The sequence below is a fragment of the uncultured Amnibacterium sp. genome, assembly GCF_964244015.1.
In the GTDB taxonomy this organism is placed as follows: Bacteria; Actinomycetota; Actinomycetes; order Actinomycetales; family Microbacteriaceae; genus Amnibacterium.
This window is the reverse complement of the sequence record NZ_CAXTHO010000085.1, coordinates 1-9599: the sequence shown is the minus strand read 5'-3', so window position 1 is coordinate 9599 and position 9599 is coordinate 1. Positions and strand designations below refer to the sequence as shown.

General features: G+C 62.6%; 11 protein-coding genes and 1 tRNA gene. 3 read left to right on the top strand and 9 right to left on the bottom strand.

Translation table 11 applies throughout. The annotated features are described in order from the left end of the window. Positions 1–61 precede the first annotated feature (61 nt). Positions 62–427, bottom strand: a complete 366-nt coding sequence (locus ACFE67_RS10420; protein WP_375406806.1) for a DUF4440 domain-containing protein — start codon at positions 425–427, stop codon at positions 62–64. A gap of 37 nt (positions 428–464) precedes the next feature. Between ACFE67_RS10420 and ACFE67_RS10415 the strand changes: the two genes are divergently transcribed. The 3 genes from ACFE67_RS10415 to ACFE67_RS10405 all read left to right on the top strand — a co-directional run bounded on the left by ACFE67_RS10415 (position 465) and on the right by ACFE67_RS10405 (position 1480). Next, a tRNA-Arg gene (locus tag ACFE67_RS10415) sits at positions 465–536 on the top strand. A gap of 127 nt (positions 537–663) precedes the next feature. Further along, positions 664–939 (top strand): helix-turn-helix transcriptional regulator, encoded by a 276-nt coding sequence (locus tag ACFE67_RS10410; protein ID WP_375406808.1) that lies wholly within the window; start codon positions 664–666, stop codon positions 937–939. Between the two features lie 385 nt (positions 940–1324). Beyond that, positions 1325–1480 carry a hypothetical protein gene (locus ACFE67_RS10405; RefSeq protein WP_375406805.1) on the top strand — a complete coding sequence of 52 codons (156 nt, stop codon included), beginning with the start codon at positions 1325–1327 and terminating at the stop codon, positions 1478–1480. A 183-nt stretch (positions 1481–1663) separates the two neighbouring features. Here the strand turns inward: ACFE67_RS10405 and ACFE67_RS10400 are convergent, their stop codons facing one another. The 8 genes from ACFE67_RS10400 to ACFE67_RS10365 all read right to left on the bottom strand — a co-directional run bounded on the left by ACFE67_RS10400 (position 1664) and on the right by ACFE67_RS10365 (position 8068). After that, the gene (locus ACFE67_RS10400) at positions 1664–2371 is read right to left on the bottom strand and encodes a tyrosine-type recombinase/integrase (protein WP_375406804.1); all 708 of its coding nucleotides are present in this window, start codon (positions 2369–2371) and stop codon (positions 1664–1666) included. Continuing rightward, entirely contained in the window at positions 2257–2868 is a 612-nt protein-coding gene (locus ACFE67_RS10395) for a hypothetical protein (protein WP_375406809.1), read from the bottom strand. Before ACFE67_RS10395 ends, ACFE67_RS10400 begins: the two co-directional genes overlap by 115 nt. A 713-nt stretch (positions 2869–3581) precedes the next feature. Next, positions 3582–4214, bottom strand: coding sequence for an SAVED domain-containing protein (locus ACFE67_RS10390; RefSeq protein WP_375406803.1), 633 nt, complete (start codon positions 4212–4214; stop codon positions 3582–3584). Beyond that, positions 4141–4821 (bottom strand): hypothetical protein, encoded by a 681-nt coding sequence (locus ACFE67_RS10385; protein WP_375406802.1) that lies wholly within the window; start codon positions 4819–4821, stop codon positions 4141–4143. The genes ACFE67_RS10390 and ACFE67_RS10385 overlap by 74 nt, the downstream gene beginning before the upstream one ends. Beyond that, positions 4814–5671 carry an AAA family ATPase gene (locus ACFE67_RS10380; protein ID WP_375406801.1) on the bottom strand — a complete coding sequence of 286 codons (858 nt, stop codon included), beginning with the start codon at positions 5669–5671 and terminating at the stop codon, positions 4814–4816. Before ACFE67_RS10380 ends, ACFE67_RS10385 begins: the two co-directional genes overlap by 8 nt. Positions 5672–5745: 74 nt before the next feature. Beyond that, entirely contained in the window at positions 5746–6258 is a 513-nt protein-coding gene (locus tag ACFE67_RS10375) for a hypothetical protein (RefSeq protein WP_375406800.1), read from the bottom strand. 6 nt (positions 6259–6264) lie between these two features. After that, complete coding sequence (locus ACFE67_RS10370; RefSeq protein ID WP_375406799.1) at positions 6265–7230, bottom strand: CBASS oligonucleotide cyclase; 966 nt, start codon at positions 7228–7230, stop codon at positions 6265–6267. Positions 7231–7567: 337 nt separating this feature from the next. Continuing rightward, entirely contained in the window at positions 7568–8068 is a 501-nt protein-coding gene (locus ACFE67_RS10365) for a hypothetical protein (RefSeq protein WP_375406798.1), read from the bottom strand. Between the last annotated feature and the right edge of the window lie 1531 nt (positions 8069–9599).

Sequence of the window (9599 nt, the reverse complement as noted above, 5' to 3'; positions counted from 1 at the left end):
GCCTCCCGCCCGCTGATCGAGGTGCGAGCGCAGCGAGCCTCGAGATCACCGGTCGCCACGCTCAGCGGCTGGGCGTCGCCTGGTGGAACCGCAGGCGCCACTGCCCGTCGATGCGGTGCCAGACCGAGCTGCGGTTGGCGACCAGCGTGACATCGTCGTCCGGGTAGGTCATCTCGCTGCGGTAGGTGAGCAGCGCCGCGTCCGGGCCGAGCGGGCGGATCCGCAGGTGCGGCAGCGGCAGCACCGTCTCGAACGCCTCCACGGCAGCCGCCATCGACGCCTCGCGTGTCCAGTGCTTGCCTGACCGCCCGAACTCGTCGAAGTCGTCGGCGTACACACGGGCGAGATGGTCGCGGTCGAACCGAGTCGTCGCACGCCACAGCGACTCCTCGAGCTCGGTCAGCCGAGCGACGTCGTCGGGATCCACCCCTCTACACTGCTCTTCGCAGCATCGCTCTCACCACGCCTCTGTAGCTCAATGGAAGAGCAGTTCCGTCCTAAGGAAACGGTTGGGGGTTCGACTCCCTCCAGGGGCACCCTTCTTCACACCCCGTTCTGCCCCCTGGTTCCGGGCTTCTTGCGAATCGTCGGGGCTCGAAACACAGGGCCGTGCTCATGAGAGCGCGCCGTCGCACAGGTGCGTCGGGTTGCTGATCACCCGGTCTGGAACTTCGCCGACCAGGCGCCGGTCGAGGAACTCGCACGGATGGCCGGTATGAACCGGCCGAGCCTCGACCGCCACTTCCAAAGGTTACGGGGCGCAGCACTCGCCAGTTCCAGCGCACCATCCGGCTGCAGGAGGCACGTCGACTTCTCGTGTCGGGCTCGCATACGGTCACGTCGGTAGCGCATGCCGTGGGGTACGCGAGCGCCAGCCACTTCAGCCGCGACTACACGGATGCGTACGGTGAGGCTCCCGGCAGGAACACCCGCCATTGAGCGGCGGGCGATTCGGTTCTGTCGCGCGGAGCGGCCGACGCCGACGTGCGAGAACCGCTCAGCCGTAGCGCGCGACCGTCGGACCCAGGAGGCTCGCCGTACAAGGGGCTGCGCGTTTCGTCGATCGATCTGCCTGAGCCGACCCGCTCGACCGCTCCCGCCCACACCCACGCTTCGCGCTTCTGTTCGTGAGAGTCCGTCCAGATGACCACCTCCGCGCCTCGAGTCCACGCGAGAGCCGCACCCGGCACATCGAGCGACCGCGAACCGCGAACCGGGGGCGGTGACGCACCGCATCGACCACAACACGTTCCGCGTCCGCTGCCTCGCGTTCACCTCCGGTCCGTAGGCAGATACGGTGCTCCATCGACTTCGGTCCGACTTCGTGCTGCTGACGGTCGCTATCGCCGCGGTGGGCCTCGTGCTCGCCACGACGCTTGCACTGCACGCACTCGTCAGCCCCGCTAATGACGGCTCACTGACGGATCGCATCGGGTACGTGACTGTCTCCCATGACGAGACGTCCGCGCCCGAACGGTGAAGCAGCGCAGCGCGATTCCGCAGCTCACTCGAATGTCGACCACATTTGACTGCAACTGAACGGGATCGCCCGTGATCGAGGCAGTTTGTGGTGAACGGCGTTTCTTTTAGTTCCGCTAATCACAGCCGTCATTGCAAGTTCGCGGGCGGATTTGAGTTCGAGTCCCTGCGGGGGCACCCCTTCTTAGGGCCCTACTTCCCCGGAATCATGCAGATCGCGGGCTGGTCCCGGGTCCACTGCAGGGCCGGAACTGCACAAAAACTGCACAACTTCCGCAGCTCTCGCGTGATCGAGGGCCATCGAAACCGACTCTAGGTCCTCATCGAAGAGGTCGGCGTACACGTCAAGGGTCATTGACGCGGAGGCATGACCGAGCATCCGCTGCATCGCTTTGACGTTCGCGCCAGCACTCACCGCGAGGCTTGCGGCCGTGTGCCGAAGGTCATGGATCGTCGGCGTCGGGAACCCTGGGTCGATCGCCTGGGCTCGTCCGATGGATTGAACCCACCACCCGCCCTTGACGGTCGGCTGATTCAGGTGATGCACACCGTCGCCGAAGACGAGCGCGCCGGCTGACCGCCCTCGAATCTGCTCGGCCAGCTCAGCCGCCAGGAATGGCGGGATCGGTACTCGGCGGGCATGGTGCGACTTTCGGGGTGCCGACAATGATCCGGCCGCCGACCCGCACCGCGTTCTCGACGACCGCGACGCGCCGCCGCCCGAAGTCGATTTCGCGGCCGCGCAGCGCAACGGCCTCGCCCCAGCGCAAACCGGTGTCAGCGAGGAACCGGACGAGCGTCCCCTTGTCGTTTGCGCACCGGGCGAGCAGCTCGACCTGCTGATGGCTGAGGTACGCGTGCCGTTTGCCGTGCTTGCGTGGCAGGTGGACACCGCGTGCAGGGTTTGCGCTGAGCCGGCGATCGCGGACGGCGGTGTCGAGGATCGAGGATCGAGGCGAGAACGCCGTAGGCGCGGATGACGCTCGTCGCGCCGAGCGGGTGCTGTGGATGGATGCTCGGCGCGGTTCCCTTAATCAGCTGCGCGACCGAGGCCTGCACGTCGCTGTGCCGGATCCGGCCGACTTCGGTCTCGCCCCACCGCGGAGCGACGTACACGCGCCAGGCGGTCTCAAGCGTGGCGTACGAGCTGGGCTTGAGGTGGGTCTGCGCGTCTAGCCACTTAGGACCGAGGTTGACGATGGTCGCTCGGGCATCGGTCGGGTCGATGTAAGCCCCGTGTGCGACTGAGGTACTGACTGCATTGAGGAACGCCTCCGCCTCGCGCCGCGTCACAAACCCGGCCTTCGCCTTCGAACGCCGTTCGGGATCGCGGTAGCGCACCCGGTACCGGCGATCGCCGCCGCTCGAGTACCGCTCGATGCTGCCCACCACCCGACTGTTGCGGGCGAGACGCGACGACTCGAGCGGTCTGTGATCAGGAGTCACAAACGCGTCGAACTCGGCCTGTGGAGGACACCGCGGTAGCAGCCGTCACTCAGGCCGACTCGATCCAACGGTCAACCCGCACCGCTCCCGCGCATCACTACACGAAAGCCCTACCCGAATTACGACCTCACCGCGACAATCCCGCTCTCAACCCATCGCAATCATCCCCACTCGTAGTCCAATCCTCCTATCTGTCGATCCATCCCTTACCGATTCAGCCTCTCGCCATCACTCCTCACCCATCCCGCTCCCCTCTCCACCAGATCCCCGCTCCCGCAAATCCCTCTGTTTCCTCTTGCCCTGTCCTGGCCTGCCACCTGTACTTCTGAACCACCCTCAGTCAGCAACGCTTTTCTGCTGAATGAGGGTGGTTCAGAAGCCGCGTCAGCGGAGGTGGTAGGCCAGGACAGGGCAAGACACCCGAAACCCCTCGGTGGCCCCCTCGCACCCAACGAGGGGTCCAGCGAGGGGGCTCACCGTTCCCCTGTGCTTCTCTCTCTGCACACACAGCCGGGTGACAAAAACGATCGCTCCGACCTACATCGATCCGTGTGCCGCGGCCAGCGAGGGTGCGTCGACCTAGTCGAGCTCCCGGATCGCTCCCCGCGCTAAGTACTGGAGCCCAAGGATCGATCGTCGACACCGCCTCGAGCCCATCAGGTCGCGAAGGTCGCCGCGGCGGAGTACATACGCGACGCCGGATCCCACTCATAAGTCGTAATTCTCGGCAGCGTTGCAACGAAGGTCCCTAGCATGAAGGCGAAGCCCGCCGGACCGGCAATAAAGAAGTGAATAGCCTCGATGCCGAGAACTTCTGATTGCGCAGCCCGTATCGCGTCGATGCTCAAGTGGACGAGCGAAGCCGCCTCGCTTGAGGCTAAGGGATCCGATCGCGTGTTGCGAGCCACAAGCGACTCAATCTTCACGACTGCTCGCCACTTAGGGAGAGAGGCCCTACTCCGAGCAAACGCTTCTTCCACATTGCCAGAAAGGTTGACTAAAACAGCGAGAGCACTGGCAGACGTGTCTCTATATACGACCGGTGCCGCCTTCCAGCCCAACTTCTCCGCATGCGAGGCATTGGAAAAGTCCGCCAACCTCCACGGCGTGACGGTGGCTCCGTCCGGCTCGCGCTGCAACCACGAGGGGCTGCGCCCGTCTCTCGCCGAATAAGTAGACCCAAGCAACATTGCAGCAGGGACGGACGGCGTACCGCTAATTCGCAATGTAGTCGCATTTGTTGTGCCTTGCTTCAGGACCAAAGCCACGTCGCGAGCAGCCCCAGCCATCAACTCCCAGTCCCGAACACTCGGGAACACCGTCGTTGAAGTACCTTGTCCAGTCGAGGGCAAGTGCATCATGAGCTCCGAACGTCATCGTTCCCTTTGCGTGCACCGCTAGATTGACGCCCGCCTCGAGCCCACTCGGCGCTAATTTAGCGACCCTCCACCTCAACGCCGAAACGGCGATCTGACGTATATCAGCAAAGGAAGCCCACGGCGCTGACACCTTGGTCAGATTCCAAGTAGCGAGGTCCTCTATACCAAGACTGTCACCGAACAAGCTGGTCACCTCCTCGTATTCAAGCCCATCGGCGAGAATAACGAGGAGCCAGAAATCCTTATCGCGTCGGTACCGCCGAACCGCTTCAGGTACCTCAACGTTCTTTACGATGGCACTGTCCCGAACGTCAGGCGTCAGCCAAAGAATCGCCCCGGAGGTCCTGCCGTCCTTCAGGACCGCACGAACGGTCTCCTCAGTCGGCTCACTGTCTAGATCATCCACATCGCGCCAAGTGGGGAGCCCTCGGTCATGGAGCGCATGGATGAGTGCATCCGTCTCTTGAATGCGTTTTCTTCGGTATGAGATGAAGACCGGTCCGAGAAGATCAGGCATTGGCGGTTCCAAAGGGACGCGTAGGGACGAAGCTCTCGGCAGCTCGGGTGAGGGCAACCTCGGTGATCGCCCTGTCCTCCCCGTACGCGTCAAGTACGAGGTCTGGCACGAATCTCTGTCGCAGGTCCGAGTAGGTCGGTCCCCAGTCTCGATCGCCGGCGGGAACGAGGAGCCGTGCCGCCTCGGCTACGGCTTCACTGCGGATGCCCGTGCCGTGCAAAGCGGCGCGCAGAACACTCGTCGCTTGCTCCTTCGATGGACGCGAGAAGGTGAAGACGTGTGCTGCGCGCCGCGCAATTGCAGGGTCGAGCGCATCTGAACGGTTTGTACAGAGCACAGTGAGAACCGGAAGTTTGTCTCGGCGGAAACTGTCGATCGCCCGTATCAGCGCATTGACACCGGCGCGGTCTTCGTGGTGCATCTGCGAGAGCTCGCGCGACTGTGCGATCGCGTCGGCCTCATCGATGAGGAGAATTGCCGCGTTCCGAACCTTCCCGTTGCCATCGCGCGCTTGACCGAGAGTTGACCGAACAAATTCAAATGCTTGCGTAATAAGCGTAGTCATCTCCCCGACAAGACCACTTCCCCGCGTGCTTAAGCTGAGCGGATATAGCGTAAGCAGGGGGATCCGAAGCGAACGGACGATCGAATCTCCGACCGATTCCGCAAGCTCCGTCTTCCCTGTACCGACGTCGCCCGCGAGGACAATGAGCGGGGTTCGTTCCTCCACAGCGCGTACCGCGTTCAGGGTCCCGCCGTGGTGTCTCGTACTCCACCCTTCAAGCACTTGCGGATTGATTAGAACGCTCGCCTCGTTCACCAACCGCCGTTTGATGTCATCGATGCCCACGAGCGCATCGAATCGATCCCGGGCCGCACTGTCCGGATACTCGAGAACGTTCCCAAAGAGTTCGCTGTTTGAGGTCATAGCGGGCGGAACGTCTTTCTCTCGATCGCAATCCCACCGCTGCCGTAGGTACGATCTGTAGCCCAGTACCCGTTACCGTCGTTAGGCAGTTCGCCAACGCTTCGCTCGATTGGGTGCTTAGCGTTCACGGCGCCCTTTCCGGCCGCGTTCAGATCGAACCAAGCTTGGCTATAGGACATGAAGTTGAAATGAGTCGCGCCGCTTACGTCAGCTCTGGCATAAATGCCACCGCTCCGGTTATCCGCGCCGCCGACCAGATCTCCGCTCGGGCTCACCCGGTATTGCCAAGAGAGGATGCGGTTGCCGCTTTTCTTGAACCCAAATTCGTACTCTTTTACGTAGCCACCAGCGAGCATCACAATAAGTTCCTCCTGGTATTTCTCGATCTGCGATTCGGAAGGCTCGCCGTAGAACTTGCAGCACTGGTAAAGGTCGCTCACAACCTTTGACGCGAGATGCTTAGCGTGCGTCAGCGTGAAGGTCTGACTTACGCTGTAAGAACCTGTCATATGCGCCTATCCCTTGAAAGTGGGGCCGAGTAGCTCTTGCCAGTTGTCGACGGCGCGTCCTTTGGTCGTCGCAAATCGTGCATCCGTTAGTGCGTCATAGGCCGAAGTGGCAGCATTGAGGATCTTGTCCCGTCCTGCACTGTCGTATCTGGCAGCGACGTTGTTGTCTGGGTTCACTGGGTCGAGAATCTGGATGGGGTCTGACCCCAGCGCAGGGAAGGATCCTGCAGCGGTGTAGTCCGTGAACGTCACCCGCTCTTCAAGGCCTGTCGTGATGATCCATTCAAAGAACGATTCCAGAGCTTGCGGGTAATCGGAGAGGGGGACGCCTGAATCAGCGAGGTGGGCCCATATCAGTTCGATCATGAACGACTTGAACTTAAACTCTTGGTCGACCCGACTTGCCACTTGTCGCTTCCACCACTTTGTAACGCGGATCAACTCGAGAAACGCATCACCGTGGACCTTGCGGCGATTGCCAATGAAGTCTAGGTGAAGCCTAGTACTAGTTTTGAGCCGATCTCCAGTGTGTTTCTTGATGAGGTATCCCACATCATTTGCTTCTCCTTCGTACAGCACAGGGACAACATCGACGTCGAGTTCCGAGCCTCGATAGTGAACGGTGACGCAATGGGTCTGCTCTTCAAACTGCGTGCGATCCATGTTTGTGGTGGCTTCATACAGCCGATCCGCTATCCAGTGCACAAGTTCGGTATCCTCGGCGGGCGCTTCAGCCGCCTTGACGTACACCGCGAGATCGAGGTCGTTCACGTTCTTCAGTGCGGTGCGCTTAGCCACGCTTCCAGCGTGCAGGCTCTTGACGAGGGCGTATCCCGGGTCGGCAGCTATTTTGGACGCCAGCCGGTCGCGGAGGCCATCGACCTGTGAGCGGTGTTCCACCGCATCCGCATGAGGAAGGTTGATGCGCTCGGCGGCGAATGTAGCGATCCGTTCGTGGGTGATTTCAGGCACGCGCACCTCTTGCATTCATGAGTCCGACGGTCTGGCAGGGCGGAGGCGATCCATGCTCGTCGAACGTGGAGACGTTCGTGCCTCACACGATAGAGCGGACCACCGACATCTGTTTGACGGCCGCTGTTCAGCGGAACTGCTAGAGACCGGGCCCCGATCTCAAGCGCGTCGGAAGCTCCCGCGCAAGAACGCACAGGTCAGGGCTGGCCGGAGCGACATGTCCGGAGACCTCCAGCCGGGCGGCCGGGCTACCCCAGGCTGGCGGACGGACTCTTGGACGTTCGCCACACCGCCGGCGTGTTTAACGTATGTCGCTCGCCCACCCCTCAGGCCGCGATCATGACCGCGCGGCGCCGCGCTGACCCTCTGTAAGTTGAGACTGGAGCATCTGACCCCAGTCGGTGCCGGTTGGAAACAACGCACCCGGTCGAAGAATCTGTGCCCGGAAAGTCGCCTTGCCTTCGATCAGCGCGCATGCCCAGCGATGGTTTCCGTCGATAAGGACAGTTCTTCCGTCCGTAGGCGCTACGGCCAGCGGACCGAGCGCACCCCATGAGGAAGGCTCGTCGTCAAACGTGCGGCCGGAGTTGGACAAGTAGTGTTCCAGCACATCTCGTCGCAAGACCCCTTGAATGCTCGCGTCGATCTCGGCCAGGAGAACGTCTTCTGGCGCTTCGAGTGCGATACGACCTCGACTCCACTCTCCTAGGAGCGCCGTCGCCTGAATGTCATCCGAAGATGATGCCTGAGGCAGCCCGAGCTCCTCGGTCCGAATGATGTGGAGGCCCAGTTCGGGGTCCCATCGGCCCAGGGTTGCGATATTGAACCTGTAGCGCATCGGGCTCCTTCATCCTGCCAGGTCCTCATTGTCAAGCCTCCCGGCGTCCTTTGAACCCGCCCATGGTCAGCGAGCCCTCGCTGCGGAGTTCGGAATGTGACCTAGGTCTCGTCATACGGAAGGCACGCCCGGCGGGATTGCGATCGAGGCCGCCTTCCAGTTGCAGCAGTTCGAGCAGGCTCGCGGTCTGACCTGCCGTCGATGTGGTCTGCGCCCAATAGACGTCGCGAGCCTCGCGACGACCGGGTGACAGGGACTCGCGCTTCCGGCCCGGCTGGAAAGCTTCGCTGCGATCGCAAACGTTCGTGAACGCGCACGATGACCTCCTCCAGCAACGCGGCGGCGGTCAGCACTCCGACCAGTCCGACGTCCTCCCGATGCGCCAGCTGCTCGATCACCTCGGCGAAGAAGCAGATGACCAACGCACCCGGCGTGGCACCGGACGGCACGAGCCCGATGGGCGCGATTAGCCCCGGCTCGACGATATCGTCCTCGAGCAGCGGCAGGTGCGGCAGGTCAGCAGCCAGGAACAGGAATCGTCCGCCCTCGATCGTCCTCGAAGCGGCGGCATCGACAGCTCTGTCAATGTGAGCGTGCGGCTGCCACGCACCCGCGTGTCGCTCGGGAAGATCTCCTCGGAGCGACCGTGGGATGCAGTCTTATGGTCCGGAGAACTGCACAAAAACTACACAAGTGGGGCGAATCGCGGTGATTCCGGCCCCTTCCCGTGATCGAAGAACCCCGTAGTTATGCGGATCTCGCCCGGCGGGACCGGCAATCGGCGGCCTCGATACGAGTTCGAGTCCCTGCGGGGGCAACCCTCTCCTCACCCCGATCCGCCCTACGTTTCCCGGCTATTCGCGCATCGTCAGAGCTCCAAACACGGAGCCCTGCTCATGAGCGGTGGCGAGCGCCCATCCACCCAGGAGTCGCCGGCGTCGCGCGCTTGTCGCACCCGAGCAATAAGCACTTCGTCTGCCGTGCTGGGAGCCTCAGCGGCCGCAACGATGAGTCGAAAACGAGTGGCATCACGAGCCGAGGCGGTGGCGGGATGAAGTCGTGGAGTCCAGTCGCCCCACACCGCGGCTTCATCGTCATCACTGTTACCTCAGGTAGTGGCGGACTTCCGGTCGGAGCAGATCCGCGTGAATGATCCGGGTCGGTCCATGCCCCGGACGACTGCCAACTCGGGCGTCGCTCCGCTGGTATCCGGGCCGATGACGAGCAGCCGCTTCTCACCGGCGAACTCGAACTCGACGGACTGAATCGGGTAATGCCAAGCGTGCTCAATATCGAATCACCGATGCCGCATGTGCTCGCGCTGGCCCGGATTCTCGCGTGACGAGGCGACCTTGACACGGCCGGTAGGCAACAACTGGCCCCGGCGCGCGAGACGCTGGACGAGACGTGACGCCGACAGGCTTCCCGCCGTCGAACGTCTCGGTCGATGGACGCCGTTCGGGCGTCTCCACGTCTGCGGGCGAGACCGGCGCCCGCCCCACCGGGACGCGCTTCCGACTCGCCATCCATC

What these genes read in the sequence shown, in the direction of transcription:
- ACFE67_RS10390 (WP_375406803.1), bottom strand. Translation starts at nt 4,214, where the DNA reads ATGGCTGGGGCTGCTCGCGACGTGGCTTTGGTCCTGAAGCAAGGCACA.
- ACFE67_RS10385 (WP_375406802.1), bottom strand. Translation starts at nt 4,821, where the DNA reads ATGCCTGATCTTCTCGGACCGGTCTTCATCTCATACCGAAGAAAACGC.
- ACFE67_RS10375 (WP_375406800.1), bottom strand. Translation starts at nt 6,258, where the DNA reads ATGACAGGTTCTTACAGCGTAAGTCAGACCTTCACGCTGACGCACGCT.
- ACFE67_RS10365 (WP_375406798.1), bottom strand. Translation starts at nt 8,068, where the DNA reads ATGCGCTACAGGTTCAATATCGCAACCCTGGGCCGATGGGACCCCGAA.